We start from the raw sequence: 20,295 nt of genomic DNA on the forward strand, positions 1-20,295 counted from the left end.
TAATTACCTCACCAATTTATCAAAAAGTTCATTGATTTTAGCGTTACGAAGGGCCTTTTCATCAGCCAGTTCACCTGCTTGAATAAAACCGCCATTAAGCCGGTCAAATTTTTCATCGAGTTTAGCCGATTGTTGTTTTAATGAAATTGCCGTAGCGCGATATTTTCCTTTAGTACCTTCGTTAAATTGATCGCCATTCATCACAGCCTCTAACTGTAATGTATTGAGATATAATAGCCTTATTTCGGCCATTAAACGGTAATGTTCAAACTCCTGCAGGTTTTTCTGTGGTTTGAGCTTATTCAATATTGATAGTGCGCTACGCGTACTATCAACAAGATTATCAAGCGATAAATTGGTTTTTCCTTTTACTTTGCCGAACATAACAGGATATGGCGCTGTAAACAGAGCCTTTTTAAACAGATCGGCATCTGCCGGGTTAAAACCATAATTAGTTTTACAATAGCTGCGGATAAATACAGAAATATCCAGCGGCTGATTACTCTTTACAGCCTCGGTATAGGCCGTTATGAGCAGGTTAAATGCGGATAAAGGATATACACGGCGAACCGGGTATAAGGCAACCGCATCATCATTTGAGTCAAAAACAGTTGAATACGCTCCGGATGTTGACCAAGACGTCATCACCACTCCCTGATAATGAAGAGACTTGATCTGCGGCACAAAATTCCGGATGTTCTCGAAATGGTTCGACCATTTTTCGATATAAAAGTTATCCGGTTCACTGCGGATAGCGGGAGCGCCCCATACTTCATAACCACTGGCCAGTAATTTGCTGCGGTCGCCGAAAAGATTGGGGTCCCAGCCGTAGTTCCAGTCAACAAAAACGGTTCCTTTAGGCAACAGGTGAATGTAATCAGGGTATTTAAGTGCTATATCGGCCCATACTACCGGCTTTTTGCCTAAGCTATTTACAATATCACAGATAAGTTTGATATGATCAAAGTACAAACGTGAAAGCCCAACTTCGGCAGCTTTTTTCTTACATTTTTCGCAATGACCAAGTAAAAAAGTTTCATCGCCGCCAATGTGTACATAAGGCGAATCATGCAGGCTGATCATGTCTTTAATGAGCTTTGTAAACAGTTCACGGTTAAGTTCGGGCTCACTTGGGCATACCTGCGAAAAATCTTTATCATCTTCCCTTAAAGCCGCATATTTATAATGTCTTAGTATATACTCAACATGACCGAAAGTTTGCTGCAGCGGGATAACATCGATATGCAAGCCATCGCAATATTTTATAAAATCCTTTACTTCGGCTCGTGAATAAGCGTATTTGTTAGATATAACGGTTTCACCGTTGTACGGAAACGAACCCTCCCACTCCATGATCAGCGTATTGATACCCTGGTTATGCAGTTTTAGCGCCAGCTGTTTTAACGCCGGCATGGTCATTACTTGTATCCGCAGATCAACATGAAAGGCTTTTACTTTCAGGTTGTCCTGCCCGTAAACATTTATGATTACGGCACAAAATAAAACTACTAATAGTAAACAACGTTTTGCAAAATTCAGATAGTTGGCGTGAGGCTTTTTCATTTTTAAAATTTAAACGTGTACGTACACGAAAACGAATTTATTTTGTTATTTTGTATTTTCCAAATATTTAGGCCAATAAAATTATGATTACTCACTTCACGCTGGTTCATCCCCCCTCTCATGACCTATCTCAATTCACAAATTATATAACCTGCGCCCACAAAATGGCCAAATTTTATAATATAAGCCAGCATAACTGTTGCCAGGCATAAACAGCAGCAATGAGCCAACATTATACAATTAATAAAAAAATATTTTTTTGATATTTAAAAATTACTATAATTGCACCGTGTACGTACACGATATAAACCATGACAAAACCAAAAACATTAATCCCAATGCTCCTGCTTTGCGCAATGTTCTTTGCTTTTGGTTTTGTTACCTGGGTAAATGCCATCCTTATCCCTTTTTTTAAAACCGCATTTGAACTGGATCATTTTACATCTTATCTTGTTGCATTCGCCTTTTATATCTCATACCTGGTCATTTCGCTGCCTGCTGCATATTTGCTCAAAAGGCGCGGCTTTAAAACCGGTATGAGCCTTGGTTTCCTGATAATGGCAACAGGCACCATGCTGTTTGTCCCGGCAGCTTATTTCAAACAATACGCAGTTTTCTTGCTTGCATTGCTGGTAATAGGAACAGGGCTTGCTATTGTGCAAACTGCAGTGAATCCATACGTCACACTTTTAGGAAAACAGGAACACGCCGCACGTCGTATCAGCATTATGGGTATCTGCAACAAGGTTGCCGGTATCATTGCCCCGGTTTTCTTAGGATCATTTATCTTCCTGAATAAAGATCAGCAGTTTATTAATGCGCTGCACCACATGCAGCCAGTTGCAAAAGAAATATTCCTTACCGGCTTCATTCGTCGGGTTATACCTCCGTATATCGTGGTTTCATTAGTGCTTGCTGCATTGGGAGCCCTTGTGAGGCTTCCTATTTTGCCTGAAATTGAGGTACAACAGCAGGACGACCAGCCTTCGGCACCTCAAAAAATAATTCATTACCCGCATTTAATATTGGGGGCACTTGCTATATTTTTTCATGTAGGCTCGCAGGTTGTAGCTATCGATACTGTGATCAGTTATACCCGCGATATGGGTTTACCGATGGAAAAAGCCCGTTACTTCCCCTCTGCTGTTTTATTCATGACTATTTGCGGATACTTTTTAGGTATTGTATTTGTGCCCTGGAAATTTTCGCAGCTAACGGCTTTGCGCATTTGCAGTTCGTTAGGGCTATCGCTATCTGTACTTGTTTTATTTTGCCGTATGCAGTTCTCACTTTGGGGGCACACATTAAGCGTATCGGTTATATTTTTAACCATGCTGGGACTGGCAAATTCCATGATATGGGCTTGTATATGGCCACTATCGCTTGATAGACTGGGTAACAAAGTACGGGTTGGTAGCTCGCTGCTGATCATGGGGTTATGCGGCAACGCGATAATGCCATTAATTTACGGTTACCTGGCCGATCATATTGGCCTGCAGAACGCTTACGTTATATTACTGCCCTGTTATGCATACCTGGTATTTTTTGCTATAAGGGGTTATAAACTGAATACATGGAAACTGAGGAACAACTAATGTCACCTTTTTTAAAAATAAGCAACGCGCAAATCGTAACGCCCAATGGTATTTATCCCAATGGCACTTTGATAGCCGAAAACGGCAAGATCAAAGCCATTGAAAACGGCCCGGCCGACTTTGCCTGTGATAATGAAATTGATGCCGGCGGCAACATTTTATGCCCTGGTTTTATTGATATCCATGTGCATGGCGGGGGCGGCTTTGATTTTATGGATAACAGCGTGGATGCTTATTTAAAGATAGCCCAGATGCATGCCCGCTTTGGCACTACCGCCATGGCACCTACCAGTCTTAGCTCAAGCTTTTCCGATTTAGAAAAAACTTTGCAGTGTTATGAATCTGCGTCAAAACTAAACCGTAAAGGGGCAGAATTTATCGGGTTTCATATCGAAGGGCCATACGTATCTATGGAGCAAAAAGGAGCTCAAAACCCACTTTACATCAAAGATCCCGATCCGGCAGAGTACAGGGATATTATTGAAAGATTTCCTTTTGTAAAACGCTGGAGTGCAGCGCCGGAGTTGTCGGGAGCAATGGATTTTGGCAAATACCTGAAAAGCAAAAATGTACTGCCGGCCATAGCACATACAGATGCAACATTTGAGGATGTTATTGAAGCTTTTGATAATGGCTTTACACACGTAACGCATTTTTACAGCTGCATGTCAACTGTATTCAGGAAAGATGCTTACCGCTATGCGGGCTCTGTTGAGGCTACTTATTTTTTGGATAACATGACCGTAGAGATCATTGCCGACGGGATCCACCTTCCTCCTGCCCTGCTTAAATTGGTTTGCAAGCTTAAGGGATACGATAACATAGCATTGATCACAGACGCTATGCGCGCAGCAGGTTTGCCCCCGGGCGAAAGCTACCTCGGCACCCTTGATGATAATTTTAAAGTTATTGTAGAAGATGATGTAGCCAAGCTACCCGACCGCTCTGCATTTGCCGGCAGCGTGGTCACCTGCGATAAGCTGGTTAAAAATATGGTAAAACTTGCTGAAGTACCGTTGGTTGAGGCAATTAAAATGATGACTATAAATCCTGCCAAAATAATGGGTGCTGATGAGCAAAAAGGCTCGTTGACGGTTGGAAAAGATGCCGACCTGGTGTTGATGACCGACGATTTTAATGTACTGCAAACCATTGTTAAAGGACAAACTATTTACAAAGCCTAACACATCAATACTAAAATGACAACTAAATATCAAAACCTAAATGTTATCACTTTAGCCGACAGGCAAGCGCTTGGCACCAAAGCAGCTGCCGATGCAGCTGTAACCATAAAAAAGCTATTGAGCGAAAAAGAGCACATCAACATCATTTTTGCAGCGGCACCTTCACAATCGGCTTTTTTGGAGAGCCTTAAAAAAGATGTTACCATTCAATGGGAAAGGATTAATGCATTTCACATGGACGAATATCTTGATTTACCTGCCAGCGCCCCACAAAGCTTTGGAAACTTTTTAAAGGAGGCCATATTAGGCCATGTTAATTTCAGAAGCGTGAATTATATTAATGGTAATGCTGCAGATGTGGATGGGGAACGCAGGCGTTATGCGCAACTAATAAATGATAATCAACCTGATATAGTTTTTATGGGTATAGGCGAAAACACGCACCTTGCCTTCAATGAGCCGTTTCAGGCCGACTTTAATGATCCTGAAATCATAAAGATCGTTACGCTCGACCCGGTTTGCCGCCAGCAACAGGTTAACGACGGTTGTTTTCAGCAACTAAACGATGTGCCGGTAAAAGCGTTAACGCTCACCATCCCGGTTTTAACAGGTGCAGCACACTTATTTTGCATGGTTCCGGGTACCAATAAAGCCTGGGCTGTAGTAAAAACATTAAATGAGCCGGTATCTGTCGAATATCCGTCGACCATTTTGCGCGGCCATAATAATGCAGCTTTATATCTTGATACACAAAGCGCATCATTATTGTAGATTCAAAGCCCCCTTCGGTTACAACATAATTAATGATCTCCACAGAAACAGCGATACCCTTTTCTGAAACGGGCAGCAATGCGGCTACGTTAAGTATTCAGCATGCTTTATGGGGGTCTGTTCCGTTACAGGAATCCATGGTTAGCATAGCGTATGACGGGCATGGGATATGGCTGACATTTGATGTTTTTGATAAATTTCTGCAATCAAAAAAAAGGCATTTTAATGATGATGTTCACCATGATAACTGCGTTGAATTTTTTTTGCGTTTTCCGGGCGATATCAATTATTACAATTTTGAATTTAATTGTTTAGGCTCAATAAAAGCCGCTTGCGGGCCGGATAGGTATCGGCGGGAGTTTTTACCGGTAGAAGTATTAAAACGGGTGGATCAAAGCCTCCAGGTTTCTATCAGCAACCAAAATAACCAGGGATTGATCAATTGGAAAATAAAAGTACATATTCCCTTAAAAGCGTTTCATTTTAACAAACTTGCCTCGTTAAAAAACCTCACCTGCGAAGCCAATTTTACCAAATGCGGCGATATGCTTACACAACCCCATTATTTCTCCTGGGTTCATATCGATACACCCACGCCTGATTTTCATCGTCCTGAATTTTTTGGGCAGATACATTTTTCTTAACCAGCCGTTAGCTGCTTCCCTGTTTTTTAATCCTTCGGTATCGTCATTTTATGGTTTTTATTGGCTTAAAAACCTTGCACACGCTCTCTTCAAATCTTTTTTAGCCTTAATCGATAAATAAAACCCCAAAACATTTGGAAAATTATTAAAAACAAATAAATTTGTTTACGTGTACGTACACGTTTATTTTGTTACCGTTAACGTAACAATAATTCTGCTACCAGTTTCTGCCATTTTTAATCACAAATGAGTTAACATTTTTTAAAAACCCAAACAATTAGAGCTATGATGAAACTACGACCACCAATCAACATTTACTCTTCTGCCTTATCCGGGGATACCCGTTCCTGCTGTTGGGGCAAGATGACATTAAAGCTTATGATGCTTTTCCTGCTCATAGCAGGAGGGTTTCGGGCAAACGCGCAAAGCCACCTTGTTAACGGCAGGGTGATTGACAGCCTGACGCTTCAGGGCGTTAGCGGCGCAACTGTTAAAATCAAAAACACAACCAAAGGAACGGTTGCAAATCCCGATGGGTCATTTAAAATTGAAGTGGCCACAGGTGCTATACTGGAGATCTCGGCTGTAAACTATTATCCGGTGGAGATAAAAGCAAACCAGTCGGCAACGATGCAGATCATGATGACATCCATTAACAAAACACTGGCCGATGTTGTTGTTATTGGCTACGGCACAGCCAAACGATCTGACGTTACCGGTTCTGTATCTTCGGTACCTAAAGCACGTTTAGCAGAAATACCTGCCCCTAACGTATTGCAGGCCATGGAAGGCACGGTTGCCGGCGTTAATATAACCACAGGTACAAACGCCCCCGGAGAAAGCCCCAGCGTTGTTGTGCGCGGCGTAAATACCATTACGGGTAGTACCGATCCGCTGATAGTTATTGATGGCACTCCATTTCAGAGCCTATCATTGAATGATATCAATACCAATGACATAGCCTCCATAGATATATTAAAGGATGTATCGGCTACCGCCATTTATGGTACGCGCGGGGCCAATGGTGTATTATTGATCACAACCAAGCATGGTAAAACCGGCAAAGCCTCCATCTCACTCAGCAACTATGCCGGTCCGGAATATTTTGCACACAAAGTGAACCCCATGGGCCCAGCGGAGTACGTTCAGAAATATGCTGATTATAAACTGGAAGCCGGTATTACCAATAATTTACCTGTTCCCAACCAATACGAGCAGGAAAACTATGCTGCCGGTAAAACTACCAACTGGATAAAAGAGATATCGCAGCAAGGTTTTATTGAAGATCATAACCTGAGCATTACCGGCGGCGGCAAGGATGTGAAATACTTTGTATCGGGCGACTTTTTCCGTGAAAAGGGTTTACTAAAAGGCTTCCAGAATAAACGCGGAAGCATCCGTTCAAATATTGATGCAACCCTGGCAAGTTTTTTAACTGTTGGTGCTAACCTGTACATGACGCTCAATAACTTTGATGGTGGCCGCGTTAACCTGCAGCAGGCCATGCAAATGAGCCCTTATGGAAGGTTTAAAGATCCGGATGGTAATTACACGATCTTCCCGATGTCGGGCGATCTGGCTTTTCAAAGCCCCATGCTTGGGCTTACCACCACCAGGAACGACAGGCGCGAAAATTTCATAACCAATGTATACGCTGAAGTTAAACCGCTGGCAGGCTTAAAATATCGCATTAACGCAAGTTATAACTACCTCCCTACCCTTTACCAATACTATCAGGGCAGGTTGGCAGGTGATATCACCAACGGCTCCGCATCGGTAACTAATGGCGAGCGTAATAACTGGGTGGTTGAAAATATCCTCACATACGAGAAAAACTGGAATAAGCACCACATTGACTTTACCGGCCTTTACAGCGCCCAGCAAAACCGGGAATATTCATCAACCATCAATGCATCGGGTTTTATTAATGACGCTTTGCAGTTTGATGCATTGCAGGGTGCTTCTACCTTTTCTGCATCATCGTCATATATCAAAACTACCCTGGTATCGCAAATGGCAAGGATCAACTACAGCTACGATAGCCGTTATCTCATAACGGCCACAGCCCGCCGGGATGGTTACTCGGCCTTTGGCAGTAATACCAATAAATACGGTACATTTCCATCTGTAGCTGTAGCCTGGAACGTGAGTAACGAATCGTTCATGAAAAAGGCCGAATTTGTTGAAAGCCTTAAATTGCGCGGCTCGTATGGTTTATCAGGTAACCAATCGGCAGTTATACCTAACTCAACGGTAACCACATTTTCCACAACCAGTATTCCATCTAACGGTAAACCAACAACCGGCATTGTTGCTGATATCCTGGGCAACAGCGACCTTAAATGGGAAAGTACTTATGGCGCAAACCTGGGTATTGATTTCAGTCTTTTTAAAGGACGTGTTAGCGGTACAATTGAAGGATATAAAACCACCACTAAAAATCTGGTGCTTTACCGCCAGCTACCGGCCGCCACGGGCTACCTCAACATTGTATCAAACGTAGGAAAGGTTGGTAATAAAGGCATCGAGGTTACCCTTCGTACCCAAAACATCATCAGCGGTGCTTTTAGATGGGAAACCAATTTTAACTTCGCTGCCAACTCCAATAAGATCCTTGACCTGTATGGCGATAAAAAAGATGACCTCGGCAACCGATTATTTATAGGTAAACCTATTTACGTTATTTATGATTATAAGCAGGTTGGTGTATGGAAGGTTGGCGAAGACCCTTCAAAGCAAGACCCTACCGCCATCCCCGGCGATCTGAAATTTGCCGATCTGGATCATAATGGCTCTATTACATCAGATGGTAAAGATCAAACTATCCTTGGTCAGTCAACGCCAAAATGGACAGGGGGCGTTACCAGTGCCTGGCATTACAAAAACTTTCACCTGAGCATGTTTATACAAACGGTGCAGGGCGTTACCAAATACAACCAGCTAACCAATTTTGTAGATTATGGTGGCAGGCAAAATGTTGTAAGTGGTCTTGGCTACTGGACGCCGACAAACCAAAGCGATGTCAGGCCATCCATTAACTATGTAAACTACCTTAATTACGGGTACCCTCAAAAGGCAAGCTTTACGCGTATTAAAGATGCAACTTTCAGTTATACCATGCCTAATTCGCTGGCCGATAAGTTGAAACTAAGCTCACTTACCCTGTATGTAACCGGCCGCAACCTGGCAACCTTTACCAACTGGTTTGGCTGGGACCCCGAATCTAACTACGCTGCAACCGGCGATACCGGCGGCAATTATCCTTTGGTACGAACATTTATTATTGGCGCAAACATCACATTGAAATAAGCATATGAAAAAATATATCAAACTGCTAACGGTGCTGCTCGCCATTGCTGCGATGCTTAATTCCTGTAAAAAAGATTTTTTAAAGGAAACCGTTTATTCCAAATTTACCCCTGCCGCACTTAAAGATTCACTTGCATTTGAGGCCGGAATAGTGGGTTTACAATACACTTACAACCTATGGAACAACCAAAACGAAAACCAAAACGGCAACCAGGGCTTTTTATGTGTATGGCAAATGGGTACCGATGTAGCCTACAACAAAGCTATCGACGATCTGGACCCCATGTCAATCCCCTATACTAACTATGAAAAGCTAACCTCAAGGGATGTATCAATTGATTTTGTTTGGAGATGGTGCTACCTGCTCATTAATAATGCTAATAACATAACAACAAACCTTGATCAGCCCGGATTAACGCTATCGGCCGGTTTTAAAAACAGGGTTAAAGGGCAAGCATTGTTTTACCGCGGATTAGCTTATAATTACCTGGCCACTTTGTTTGGTGGGGTGCCTATTATCACCGCGCCCCTTACCGCGCCCAAAACTGATTTTAAGCGGGCAACGCTTGATGATGTAAACAAGCTTATTGTAGATGACCTTACTTTTGCAAGAGACAATGCGCCAACGGTTGACCAATTGGCTGTGCCATCAACTCCTCATAAAGCTATGGCCTCACAATTGCTGGCCGAAGTTTACCTGCGAATGGGCAAAAACGCCGAAGCTGAAACCGAATGTAACGCCGTTATCAACAGCGGTTATTTCAGCCTGGTCAGGAACCGTTATGGCGTACATGCCAACCAGCCGGGTGATGCTTTTGCCGATATGTTCATTTTTGGCAATCAGCGCCGCAACCAGGGCAATACTGAAGCTATCTGGGTTCAGGAAACAGAAAACCCAGCCTCGGTACCCAATGGTGCCGGGCCTGATATAGACAGTAAGTTTCCGGGATATCACTTTACCGGCTCGCAGCACCGCAGAGCCTGGGGCAGCCGTTACTATAATGAGCCCGGCATGATCATTGGCGATAGTTTAGGCGGCCGCGGTATCAGCCGTATGGCTTTAACTTATTTTGTGCTCAATTTGTACGACAAGAATGACATGCGCAATTCGCAGTACAATTTACGCCGCAAATATTATTATAATGATCCGTCAAGCCCGTTATATGGCAAATTGGCCGCGGGGCCCGGCATTGATACCAACCGTAATATTGTACCCAAAACCAACAAGTGGGACCAATTTGACCCCAACGATGACTTTGGCAGCAGCATGATCAAGGATATGATCATTATGCGTTTGGGCGAAACTTATTTACTTAAGGCAGAGGCTCAATTTAAACAAGGTAACACGGCAGGCGCTGCCACAAGTATCAACATACTGCGCGACAGGGCCCACGCCCCAATAGTAAATGCAGGGCAAATTACCATGGACTTTATTTTGGATGAGCGCGTACGCGAGCTGGTGGCCGAAGAGAACCGCCGCATGACACTGATGCGTACCAAAACATTGGTTGAGCGGGTTAAAAACCGTGGCCAGAAAATCACCGGCGTATCTGATAAATATTTGTTGCTGCCTATACCTCAATCAGAAATAGACCTGAATAAGGATGCACAACTAACACAAAACCCAGGCTATTGATCCGGGTGATATCAATACCCCTAAAAGGCCGGTAACAACAGTTCCCGGCCTTTTAATTTTTATAGTAATGGAAGTTTTCTTTGGTAATGATATCTATTGGCATGTAGTTGGTGCGCTCTGCATCGCCTAAGCCAAAAAGATGTTTATAAAGCGCCATAATACCCAGGTAGCCCTGCTCTTTGGGACGCTGGCTGATAATAAATGAAATGGATTCATTTTCGAGACAGCGGATATTTTCCTCAATAAAGTCGTAACCGATCAGTATCAATTTTTGCGGATGATCTGCCAGTACGCGCGCTACCACATTTACCCGGGAGTTAGTGACAAATAATACCCGTGCCCTTGGAGCCGAAACCAGCGCTTTACTGAGCTGCTTTTTAACCGATTGGATATCGGTATGGTTGATATTAAGTGTGAGTATGGTATTAGCAATGCTATGTTCTTCAAAGTATCTGCGAAAACCCTGCTCTTTGCGCAACAAATGGTGATCGAGCTCAAGCTCAGTTGAAATGTTGACTATAAATATATCATCAGCTTCGCGGGCCATCATACTGATGATCTGCGCTGCAAGGCGGCCGCTTTGGAACAGATCGGGACCTATATAACTTAAGCTCTCCTGCCTCGGCAGATCTGAGTTGATAAAAACAAAGGGAATGTTGCCCTCGCTTAGCTTCTTGGTAAGCATAAGCGATTCTTCGATAAACGACGGAGCCAGCAATACGCCCTGAACATCTGCAGCCAGAACTTGTTCACCGGCATCGGCAAAACTATTTTTTGAATCCGAATCGTAAAAAAAATGGATGACGCTTATGCCAAACTGTTTTAACTCATCCACCGCCTGCGTAATACCGGCCAGCGGGTATGACCAGTAATTGGTTTCGCTGGATGTTTTGGGAATGAGCACGCCAATATTTACCTGGTTGCGACGCGCCAAAAGACTGGCCATTTTATTGGGCCTGAAATTTAGTTCTTCGATGATGGCATTGACCTTTTTGCGGGTTTCATCTGATACGCCCTTGCGGTTATGGATTACCCTGTCAACCGTACCAATTGAAACGTTAGCGAGCCGGGCAATTTCCTTAACACCCGTTGGGTTTGAGTTACTTTCTTTCATGTTCAGGCACCAAATATACAGACGAATTTATTTATTCGATCTTCTTTTCAAAATGCTTGTGTTGTTTTTACACAAAGCTTCACAAAAGTAAATAAATCTTAACGTGTACGTACACGTTAAGATTTATTTTAGTTAAATTGCAGAGTAATTATTTCCAAAACATAAAACACCTATTATCCAAGCACATTAATGAACCCAGTAAAAGACCGTCTGCAATCGTTAGATGTTTTTCGTGGCCTCACCATTGCGGCAATGATCATTGTTAATACTCCCGGCGACCATGACCACGTTTTTGGCCCATTAAAGCATTCCGAATGGAACGGCTGTACCCCTACCGACCTGGTATTTCCCTGCTTTATTTTCATGATGGGTATTTCAATTGTTTTTGCGCTTCAATCAAAAAGAAGCGATCCTGAAAAACGCAGGAGTATTGTTCTTAAATCGTTAAAAAGAATGGTTTTATTGATCCTTATTGGATGGGGAATCCAGTTGGTATATCATTTTGACTTTAACACATTGCGTTTTCCCGGGGTATTACCACGATTAGGTGTTGTATATTTTTTATCGGCAATAATCTATCTATATGTCCCGCAAAAAGGCTGGAAATACATTTTTGGAGCAATTTTAATTGGATATTATGTCACGATATGTCTTATCCCCTTGCAAGGTTCTAATGCAGTGACGCCAACACACAACATCGCAGCAGTTATCGACCGGTTCTTTTTTTCTGAAAACCACCTTGCCAAATTTGCTTATACTGATCCTTGCGGCATATTGGGCACCCTGCCTGCTGTTTGTTCAGCTATGATCGGGTTATATGCCGGTACAATATTAAAAGAGGCAAAATTATCAGCAAACAATAAATTCGGCAGCATTGCCGTACTGGGATCCTTATTCATTGTAGCCGGGCTATTGTTCAACCTTATATTCCCTCTAAACAAACCGCTTTGGTCAAGCTCCTACGTATTATTTGCAGGCGGGATCTGTATGGTGGTCTTTGCCCTTTGTTATCTGCTCATTGATATCAAAAAGGTTAAAATGCCATATTGGTTATTTTCGGTATTTGGCGTTAATGCTATTGCCTCCTACGTTTTATCCGAAGTGTTATCTAAGCCTTTAAGTTTGATACATGTCACAACCGCTCAGGGTAAAAGCTCGGGCATGCATATTATTAACGATCTGTTTTTTAAAAATATCATAAGCCCGCAATGGGCATCGTTAGCTACGGCTTTAGTATTTACGCTGTTGGTTTGGCTTCCGATGTTTGCATTTTATAAGAAGAAGGTAATCGTGAAAATTTAGTCATTATGTTAAGTATAAACTTTACGAGCATACCTTTTTGATCGGAATTATGATATTTCACCATTTCTGCTCCACCATCCACTATGGCGTGTCATAGAGAAGATTTTGTTAATATCGTACCTTTGTACTGCTAAATTTTCGTGTACAGATCATGTTTCACGTTAATTGTTATAAATAAATAGTCAATGAAAACTTTAACAGAATTTAAAGCATCATTAAATTCAGCACAGCCTGTTAGCGGGTTATCCGCTCAGTTAAAAAGCCTTTGGTATGACGGTAAAGGTGATTGGCACCAGGCACATGCTCAGGTTGATCATCTGAACGACCTTGCTTCGGCATGGGTACACGCGTATCTGCACCGTAAGGAAGGAGATATTTGGAATGCCGATTATTGGTATGGCAAGGCAAAACAAATTCGCCCGAACATATCTTTAGAGCAGGAATGGGAACAATTGGTGTTACAGTTTCTTTAACCTAATAATTCGATTATAAAGGCAATTACTCATCAATAAGGATCAACAAATTTTATATTTCAAAGCATTTACCGATAAACCTGCATTTATCTTAAATCATATAGCTAATTATTTTCGGCTATCAGATAAAAGCTGTTTATTGCTAACTTATTAATATCATTAATATCAAAAAATGAACAGGCTTTTAAATCCTGTTCATTTTTTGATATTAGGAGAGGTAAAAGCTAAACTTTGGCTTTTACTATTGCGTGCGTTTTACTTCTGCAATTAGTGACGGAGATCAACCAATACAGCTTTACCTTCCTGCACCTTGTAGCTTTTCTTCATATTCATATAACTCACTATTACCTTCAAGTTATTTTTTGCCCCACGGATAACTTTCAGATCAAAGACCGTCCCGAATGCATGAATATTGTTCAGGCTCACTTCCGGCCAATCCTTTGGTAACCTCGGTGTACATTGAAAACTGTTAAACCCCGACGGACGAATACCAAAAAGACCTTCGATGAAAATACGGCAGTATAAACCGCTTTCGGCCGAAAGATGCCGCTGGTTCCCTTCCGGATAAGCTTCAACCGGGTATGGAACATGCTCGCCTAAAAGGCGGCGGCGCGAATAATACTTTAAAAACCTGATGGCCTTTTCTGTTGCGCCTGCCTGCAGCACCCCACGAAGTGCGTACAAGGTAGACCGGTCCCAAAAAGTTTCTGTACCGGCCTGGGTAGCCAGCCCATCGGCAGTCCAGAGCTGCGGAGAGAATAGTGCATTTATGGTACCACTGCTACGATCATAAATACCCATGGTTAACGGTACACAGATCCAGGAACGCAACACAGTATTGGTTTCATAATACCGATAGGTATGAAATCCTGCTATATCCGCACCAAAGTATTTTTCGATGGCTGCTTTAAGCAGCGCTGCCCGCTTTATGTATTGATCGGACTCACTTTTGGGCAAATGCAGCTGCCCGCTCAGAAACGATGCCGAAATCAAGGCATCATAATATAAGGAATTGGTAGACAGGTTGGCTTTACCTGCCGGAAACCGCCCTTCAAGCTCGTCACTTTGCGATTCCACAACACCCTGCTTGTTGATATGCCTGCGGTTATACTCCAGGCACCATGAAATCAGCGGCCAAAGTACCTTTGCCGAGTCTGCATTTCCCAATGTAAGCGCATACCGCGAAGCACCGTAAGCAATCATAGCCTGGTCGCCCCTATCGCCCGCGCCTTTCCAAACGGTATCGCCTTCGGCCACTATCGAACTTGGAAGCGGTTTATAGTCGGGGTTCATATAACTTGCAAACAACCTGTAAGCATTCATGGCAGATAGTTTACCGAGCCTATCGCCCGAAAAAGCAAAATAAGGATTAACATATTCTGCCTGGTCATTGGCCCAGATGGCTGCGTAATAAGATAATCCGCCCGGGCCATGCATATACCCTCCTTTTGTCTTAAAAATGCTTTCCGTAGCCCTGATCTTGGCAAAAGCAAACATCGCATTCAAAACACTGTCGGGAGTTTTGAGCTGCAATGGGGCTTCAATTTCATCAATACGATGCTGCCGGGCCTGCTCTTCCAAAGCGGGTATGATAGGTTGCACCGATTGTGGATGATCAGTTGCCAGGTAACCAATGGCAAAGGTATACGATTGGCTGGGCTGCAATATTTTGCGGCCATCATTTACAGATTGTGCAATGACGGTATGTGGTGCGCCTTTACTTTGAAGTGTATCTGTTGTTACTTCGCGCTTCAAGTGTTCCATAACTACCGTTACCGGTTTACCGCTTACATTGGTAAACTTATAAGTTTCAATAGCCATAGGTTTTTCTGTTGATGGGAATAAACTATGTTCTATCTTAACCTGCTTTAACCTATCTGTACGATAGGTGATGCGCATAATGCCATGCTGATTGATGCTGGCGGCCGGTAAATCTGTACCGCCCTTTGCAGGGTCGGGCCACAGCAACTCACCCTCAACATACATTCGCGGCAAGGCATTATCATCAAACGTGTAGGCAATATGGCTCCGTGTGTCATCGGGCAGCATCCGGAATGTTGGGAAAACAACAGTGCGTGACAAATGGCACAAACCTGCTGTATCAACGTTGTAGGATACCCATAAAGACACCTTTTCGCCCGACATTTCGATATGATCTGCATGAGGCAGACGGCCATTAATATTCCAGGTAATACTACCGTCTGGCTGCAAAGCCCATCTGTCCTGTTGTTGTGGCAGAGCTAATTGCTGGGCTGAGACTAAGCCCTGCTGTGCAAAAAATATAATTAAAGCGGAGTAAAATTGGCGCAAGTAAGAATTCATTAAATATGATTAGATAAGGATGTTATTGATTGTTGTTATTTAACGCTGATTTTTACCTGTTGCCCCGGTTTAACTATAACCTCCGCAAAAGAAACCTGCTTTCCCCAATTGTCCGTTAAATGCCCAAGGGACACTTGCTTATCATTTACAAAAGCATGCTTATAAATACCGTAAAACATCGCTTTCCATTTAAGCTGCTGTTTCCCGCCGTTATTCAGAGAAGATTGCCGGGTATTTTGATGACTAACATTGATCACGGTACCCAGCAGTGGTAAATTACTGATTGCCGCATTACCGTTATCCGTTGCCTTATAAATAGTACTGATGCTTTGCGAACGGGCATCAGGCGTTATCCCCATCAAACCCTGTACAATGCCTTCAATAACACCAAAGGAAACTTCCGGGTATTCCCTTCTGGCAGTGCTTTTATCAGACAAATAGAGTATATAATCGCGGGCCTTTCCCCATGAATTGTTGTTATAAAATATCAAAGGCAGGTAGGATGTATTTTCCACATTCCAGGTTTTGGAGCTTAGGTGCCCTAACGTTTGCCTGATACGTTTACTGTCTTTCAGGGCATCAAACCAAAGCAAAAAGGTTTCGCCCTCGTCCCTGCCAAAGTGATGATCATTGCTGTAATAGGTAAAATATAAGTTCTCTTTCGCATCCCACCAGTCGGCCTCTAAACGATGCCTGTATTTTTCGGCTTTTAGTGCATATATTGATGCTTCGGGCTTATCACCTTTACTGGCCAGTATAGCCGAATAAGTTAACAATCCCCGGTAAAGTGCAGCTACCAGGTCGGCGCCGGTTTTAAGATTGGGCACCCCTTCCGAATAGGATGGTAAACCACGGCAGCGATGAAAAGAGTCGCTTTCGTTAAAAGGCACAGGTGCATTGGGGTGAGCCGGCCTGTTTAACATAGAGTCGGCAGCAAGCACCCAGGTATCTATATAATCCTTGACGGTTTTTTCCTGAAACTGAACAAACACCGGGTCATTGATATAATATTTATTGCCTGTCCACAAATAAAGCCGCCAACTGGCATACAGCACATCAAAATTTGCCGGAAGATTGTACCAAAATTCCTGGTCATTCCTGTAATCCTCAGGAGCAGGCTTACCTGCTTTGTTCATCTCCCAATAAGAACACCAGTTTTTTGACGCTGATATATTACGCGCAAATAAAGTGAGCATATTGTGATTTTCACGTTGTAATCCTAATATCTCCGCACCTATGCTTTGGTGTGATACATCGCGCATACAAAAAGCATCACGCGGCGGCAATGCCGATTCATACCAGGGACCTACCGGATCTGCAGGGTGCCCTTTATAATGAAGGGCCATGCTCTTGGCCCATGCAAAAGCCTGCTCAATTTTCTTATCTGATGAGGTAAATTTCACGTCCTGGGCAAAAGCCGCAGTAGTAATAAACATACAAAGCATCACCATAATGGTAAACAGCCTGTATGTTGACGAAACCATAGTATTCATGTAGTTGATTTAAATTGGTCTATTCTGGTCTATTTTATAAAAATAGGTAATTTTATTTATTGTCCAAACTTTATTTTGCAAGTCCGAGCGGAGAAAATAGTATAAACATCAGTATCATGAGCAGCAAGAGTATGCAGCTGTAGATATGCCTGTTTTTCCATGGTTTTATATCCACCAGGGTATTAAGCTGTTGCTTATATGGTACCGGCATAGGGTTAAGCTTACCTATAAGCAGCATGAGCCCGCAGGTTAACACAAATAATATTGCCAGGATGTGCAGGAAATGAATATGCAAATCAAAAACCAGTTGGGTAAGTGCGTAGGTAACAATGAAAAATACCAGGCCAATTCCGGCAGCAACGGCTGGTACCCTTTTGGTTACAAAGCCAATAAACATAATGGTAAAAATGGGCACATTGAAAAAGCCGTTTACCATTTGCACATAGGTGTAGAAACCGTTTTTAACAAAAATAATAAAGGGCGCTATGAACATTGCCAGCAAACAGATCAGGATCTCAAACATTTTGGCTGTTCTGATCATATGTTTTTCGTCGGCGGCTCTCCCCCGCTTTTCAGTCCAGGGTTTGTAAATGTTCAATACAAATAACGTGCTTGAGCTGTTTAGTCCTGCGTTAAACGTGGTTAAAGCGGCACCAAAAATAATTGCGGCTATATACCCTGCTATAAAAGGCGGCGATACCAAACTATCCAGCTTGGGAAAAACTTCGGCAGGGTTATCCAGGTGCGTAAAAATGTGTACCGCTATAAGGCCGGGTACATTTAACAGCAATGGCGATATCAATTTACCAACACAGGCAACAGCTATACCTTTCTGGCAGCTTTTAAGATCTTTTGAAGCCAAAACCTGCTGAACAATATACTGTTCTGTTCCCCAGTAATACAGGTTAACCAATAGCATACCGGTAAACAGCGTACCAAAAGGTATCGGATCGGTAGCAGCACCGATACTGTTTAAATGCTCCCGGCGGTTATGTAATAAAATACTTAACCCGTGCATGATATCGCCTTGCCCCAGGTACCTTAAACCAAAAAACGGCAGTAAAATTCCTCCTGCAAATATGCCAAAGCCGAGTAAGGTATCAGAAACAGATATCGCTTTTAAACCACCCAATAATGAATAAAGACAGCCAACTATACCCATCACCCAAATAAGGATCCAGATGGTTGTCCAATAGTCGGTTTTCCAAAGGTCAGAAAAATGGAACAAGCCATTAAAGGCAATTGCACCGCTATATAAAACCGACGGCAGCAGGTTTATAATGTAACTAAGTAAAAATATACAGGAAACCAGTTTCCCTATTCCCGGTCCGTAACGCACAGTCAGGTAATCGGGCGTTGTGGCAATGCCCAGCTTAAGGTAAAGCGGCATTAAAAATTCGGAAACCAATAACATAGCCAATACCGACGTAATACCCCAGGCCATAACCGACATATTATGGGTATAGGCAAGCTCATTTTCGCCAATAATGGTGGCGGTATTGATATTAGTAAACAATAATCCACCACCTACTAATAAAAAACTCAGGCTCCTATCGGCTAAAAAAAAACCGTTAAGCGTATTGAGCTTACTTTTTCGTAATTTAAACCAGGACACTAAACCTACTATGCCTGTAAAAAAAAGAAAGCTGATTAACATGAGCCCGTTCACCTTAGCGTGATTTAGGATAAATTATTAAAGTGTGTTCCGTTCAAATAAGATAGTCGGTACTGTTAAGCTGATTTTTTCCTTATTCACTATAGCTTGCCCGGCAAGTTTCCCCATGCTGGAAAAATCAGCAGAAAACGTGGTAACACCAATGATCTCTTTAGCAGGTTCATCATTGCTTGAAAGCACACCAACATCTTTACCAGGCACCAGTTGCCTGCTTTTACAATCGCGCATGATCTGCCATAACGCAAAGTTGTCAAGTGTAAAGTAAACCTTCCCTTTTTCAACCGAACCATGCGTGTATTCGTTGATGATGCGCCCTTTGATATCAAAGTCTTTCAGGAATTTTTTAAATGATGGCACAATCTCCTTCGGATCAAGCGAGGTTGGCGAATGGTAAAAAATGATCTCGTCAAACTTTTTGATCTTAGCAGCCAGCTCCGATAAGATCTGATATGATGATTGTCCAAACTCCTGGGTAATATGATTAAAATCACCTTCAAGCGGTTCGTAGCGGTCAAACATCAGGAATTTATTCCGCGGAATGGCTTCCAGTAATTCCTTTGTTTTAGGATGCGGGATCGGCGCAATCACATACATGCCATATTTCCCTTTTATCTGGTTAAGGATAGTTTCAAATATCTCAATATCACCATGATGAAAGTAAGGGTTTAAACTAATGTTGGGGCCAAGCTCACCACGAAAATTACGGTAAAACTGCTCCTCAAAACTGTCCAGGTTGTACATCAGCAAGGCAACGTTCAGCGTTTGTTCGGCATTACTGTTGGCTACAAAATAACCATGCCTGTTTTTTGACTCCACAATACCCCTGCTAATCAGGTCCCGGTACCCCTTGATGATCGTTTCCCTCGAAAAGCCCAGTTCCTTAATCAGTTTATTTACAGAAGGCAGCATTTCATCCTGCCCTATAACTTTTTCGTTAATGGCATTGATGATGCCCTGCACAAACCTGTCATGCTTTGAATACGAGGGAATCTCTGTCAGTTTTTTAATCTCTTGAAAAATTCTATCCATTTTACCGGTACATTTTAGCCAAAGTAAGAAAAAAGGCGACAAGCCCGCTGTTCTTTTTCTTCATTGTCAGTCTCTATCATCCTTTGCTTTTTTTGATCATTATTTACCAACAAGGTGCCGGTTATTAAAATCAACAGGTAATTATCCGGTTTGCCAAGCCTCCCGGCGCAGTATAATTAAAAAGA

General features: G+C 42.7%; 14 protein-coding genes. 8 read left to right on the plus strand and 6 right to left on the minus strand.

The window, feature by feature from the left end:
• Nucleotides 1–3 precede the first annotated feature (3 nt).
• On the minus strand, nucleotides 4–1,563 hold the full coding sequence (locus MTO98_RS19590; RefSeq protein WP_243480648.1) for a beta-N-acetylhexosaminidase: 1,560 nt from the start codon (nucleotides 1,561–1,563) through the stop codon (nucleotides 4–6).
• Nucleotides 1,564–1,874: 311 nt separating this feature from the next.
• Between MTO98_RS19590 and MTO98_RS19595 the strand changes: the two genes are divergently transcribed.
• The 6 genes from MTO98_RS19595 to MTO98_RS19620 all read left to right on the plus strand — a co-directional run bounded on the left by MTO98_RS19595 (nucleotide 1,875) and on the right by MTO98_RS19620 (nucleotide 10,702).
• On the plus strand, nucleotides 1,875–3,158 hold the full coding sequence (locus MTO98_RS19595) for a sugar MFS transporter (RefSeq protein WP_243480649.1): 1,284 nt from the start codon (nucleotides 1,875–1,877) through the stop codon (nucleotides 3,156–3,158).
• Nucleotides 3,137–4,342, plus strand: coding sequence for an N-acetylglucosamine-6-phosphate deacetylase (gene nagA / locus MTO98_RS19600; protein WP_243480651.1), 1,206 nt, complete (start codon nucleotides 3,137–3,139; stop codon nucleotides 4,340–4,342). Before MTO98_RS19595 ends, nagA begins: the two co-directional genes overlap by 22 nt.
• A gap of 15 nt (nucleotides 4,343–4,357) precedes the next feature.
• Nucleotides 4,358–5,113: a 6-phosphogluconolactonase gene (locus tag MTO98_RS19605; protein WP_243480652.1), complete on the plus strand. Its 756-nt coding sequence runs from the start codon at nucleotides 4,358–4,360 to the stop codon at nucleotides 5,111–5,113.
• A gap of 32 nt (nucleotides 5,114–5,145) precedes the next feature.
• Complete coding sequence (locus MTO98_RS19610; RefSeq protein WP_243480653.1) at nucleotides 5,146–5,757, plus strand: carbohydrate-binding family 9-like protein; 612 nt, start codon at nucleotides 5,146–5,148, stop codon at nucleotides 5,755–5,757.
• A 285-nt stretch (nucleotides 5,758–6,042) separates the two neighbouring features.
• Complete coding sequence (locus MTO98_RS19615) at nucleotides 6,043–9,066, plus strand: TonB-dependent receptor (protein ID WP_243480654.1); 3,024 nt, start codon at nucleotides 6,043–6,045, stop codon at nucleotides 9,064–9,066.
• 4 nt (nucleotides 9,067–9,070) lie between these two features.
• The gene (locus tag MTO98_RS19620; protein ID WP_243480657.1) at nucleotides 9,071–10,702 is read left to right on the plus strand and encodes a RagB/SusD family nutrient uptake outer membrane protein; all 1,632 of its coding nucleotides are present in this window, start codon (nucleotides 9,071–9,073) and stop codon (nucleotides 10,700–10,702) included.
• Nucleotides 10,703–10,754: 52 nt separating this feature from the next.
• Here the strand turns inward: MTO98_RS19620 and MTO98_RS19625 are convergent, their stop codons facing one another.
• A complete protein-coding gene (locus MTO98_RS19625; protein ID WP_243480659.1) occupies nucleotides 10,755–11,816 on the minus strand; it encodes a substrate-binding domain-containing protein in 1,062 nt (353 codons plus the stop codon).
• Between the two features lie 189 nt (nucleotides 11,817–12,005).
• Between MTO98_RS19625 and MTO98_RS19630 the strand changes: the two genes are divergently transcribed.
• Together MTO98_RS19630 and MTO98_RS19635 are read left to right on the plus strand one after the other, a co-directional pair.
• Entirely contained in the window at nucleotides 12,006–13,118 is a 1,113-nt protein-coding gene (locus MTO98_RS19630) for an acyltransferase family protein (protein WP_243480661.1), read from the plus strand.
• Nucleotides 13,119–13,303: 185 nt separating this feature from the next.
• Nucleotides 13,304–13,591 carry a hypothetical protein gene (locus tag MTO98_RS19635; RefSeq protein WP_243480662.1) on the plus strand — a complete coding sequence of 96 codons (288 nt, stop codon included), beginning with the start codon at nucleotides 13,304–13,306 and terminating at the stop codon, nucleotides 13,589–13,591.
• Nucleotides 13,592–13,858: 267 nt separating this feature from the next.
• Here the strand turns inward: MTO98_RS19635 and MTO98_RS19640 are convergent, their stop codons facing one another.
• The 4 genes from MTO98_RS19640 to MTO98_RS19655 form a co-directional block, all read right to left on the minus strand.
• Nucleotides 13,859–15,913 (minus strand): hypothetical protein, encoded by a 2,055-nt coding sequence (locus MTO98_RS19640; RefSeq protein ID WP_243480664.1) that lies wholly within the window; start codon nucleotides 15,911–15,913, stop codon nucleotides 13,859–13,861.
• A gap of 35 nt (nucleotides 15,914–15,948) precedes the next feature.
• Nucleotides 15,949–17,406: a hypothetical protein gene (locus tag MTO98_RS19645; RefSeq protein WP_243480666.1), complete on the minus strand. Its 1,458-nt coding sequence runs from the start codon at nucleotides 17,404–17,406 to the stop codon at nucleotides 15,949–15,951.
• A 70-nt stretch (nucleotides 17,407–17,476) separates the two neighbouring features.
• Nucleotides 17,477–19,063, minus strand: a complete 1,587-nt coding sequence (locus tag MTO98_RS19650) for a solute:sodium symporter family transporter (protein WP_243480677.1) — start codon at nucleotides 19,061–19,063, stop codon at nucleotides 17,477–17,479.
• Nucleotides 19,064–19,099: 36 nt separating this feature from the next.
• A complete protein-coding gene (locus MTO98_RS19655; protein ID WP_243480679.1) occupies nucleotides 19,100–20,110 on the minus strand; it encodes a winged helix-turn-helix domain-containing protein in 1,011 nt (336 codons plus the stop codon).
• Nucleotides 20,111–20,295: the final 185 nt, after the last annotated feature.

It is taken from the genome of Mucilaginibacter sp. SMC90 (assembly GCF_022811725.1).
Taxonomy (GTDB): domain Bacteria; phylum Bacteroidota; class Bacteroidia; order Sphingobacteriales; family Sphingobacteriaceae; genus Mucilaginibacter.

What these genes read in the sequence shown, in the direction of transcription:
- MTO98_RS19590 (WP_243480648.1), bottom strand. Translation starts at nt 1,563, where the DNA reads ATGAAAAAGCCTCACGCCAACTATCTGAATTTTGCAAAACGTTGTTTA.
- MTO98_RS19595 (WP_243480649.1), top strand. Translation starts at nt 1,875, where the DNA reads ATGACAAAACCAAAAACATTAATCCCAATGCTCCTGCTTTGCGCAATG.
- nagA (WP_243480651.1), top strand. Translation starts at nt 3,137, where the DNA reads ATGGAAACTGAGGAACAACTAATGTCACCTTTTTTAAAAATAAGCAAC.
- MTO98_RS19605 (WP_243480652.1), top strand. Translation starts at nt 4,358, where the DNA reads ATGACAACTAAATATCAAAACCTAAATGTTATCACTTTAGCCGACAGG.
- MTO98_RS19610 (WP_243480653.1), top strand. Translation starts at nt 5,146, where the DNA reads ATGATCTCCACAGAAACAGCGATACCCTTTTCTGAAACGGGCAGCAAT.
- MTO98_RS19615 (WP_243480654.1), top strand. Translation starts at nt 6,043, where the DNA reads ATGATGAAACTACGACCACCAATCAACATTTACTCTTCTGCCTTATCC.
- MTO98_RS19620 (WP_243480657.1), top strand. Translation starts at nt 9,071, where the DNA reads ATGAAAAAATATATCAAACTGCTAACGGTGCTGCTCGCCATTGCTGCG.
- MTO98_RS19625 (WP_243480659.1), bottom strand. Translation starts at nt 11,816, where the DNA reads ATGAAAGAAAGTAACTCAAACCCAACGGGTGTTAAGGAAATTGCCCGG.
- MTO98_RS19630 (WP_243480661.1), top strand. Translation starts at nt 12,006, where the DNA reads ATGAACCCAGTAAAAGACCGTCTGCAATCGTTAGATGTTTTTCGTGGC.
- MTO98_RS19635 (WP_243480662.1), top strand. Translation starts at nt 13,304, where the DNA reads ATGAAAACTTTAACAGAATTTAAAGCATCATTAAATTCAGCACAGCCT.
- MTO98_RS19640 (WP_243480664.1), bottom strand. Translation starts at nt 15,913, where the DNA reads ATGAATTCTTACTTGCGCCAATTTTACTCCGCTTTAATTATATTTTTT.
- MTO98_RS19645 (WP_243480666.1), bottom strand. Translation starts at nt 17,406, where the DNA reads ATGAATACTATGGTTTCGTCAACATACAGGCTGTTTACCATTATGGTG.
- MTO98_RS19650 (WP_243480677.1), bottom strand. Translation starts at nt 19,063, where the DNA reads ATGTTAATCAGCTTTCTTTTTTTTACAGGCATAGTAGGTTTAGTGTCC.
- MTO98_RS19655 (WP_243480679.1), bottom strand. Translation starts at nt 20,110, where the DNA reads ATGGATAGAATTTTTCAAGAGATTAAAAAACTGACAGAGATTCCCTCG.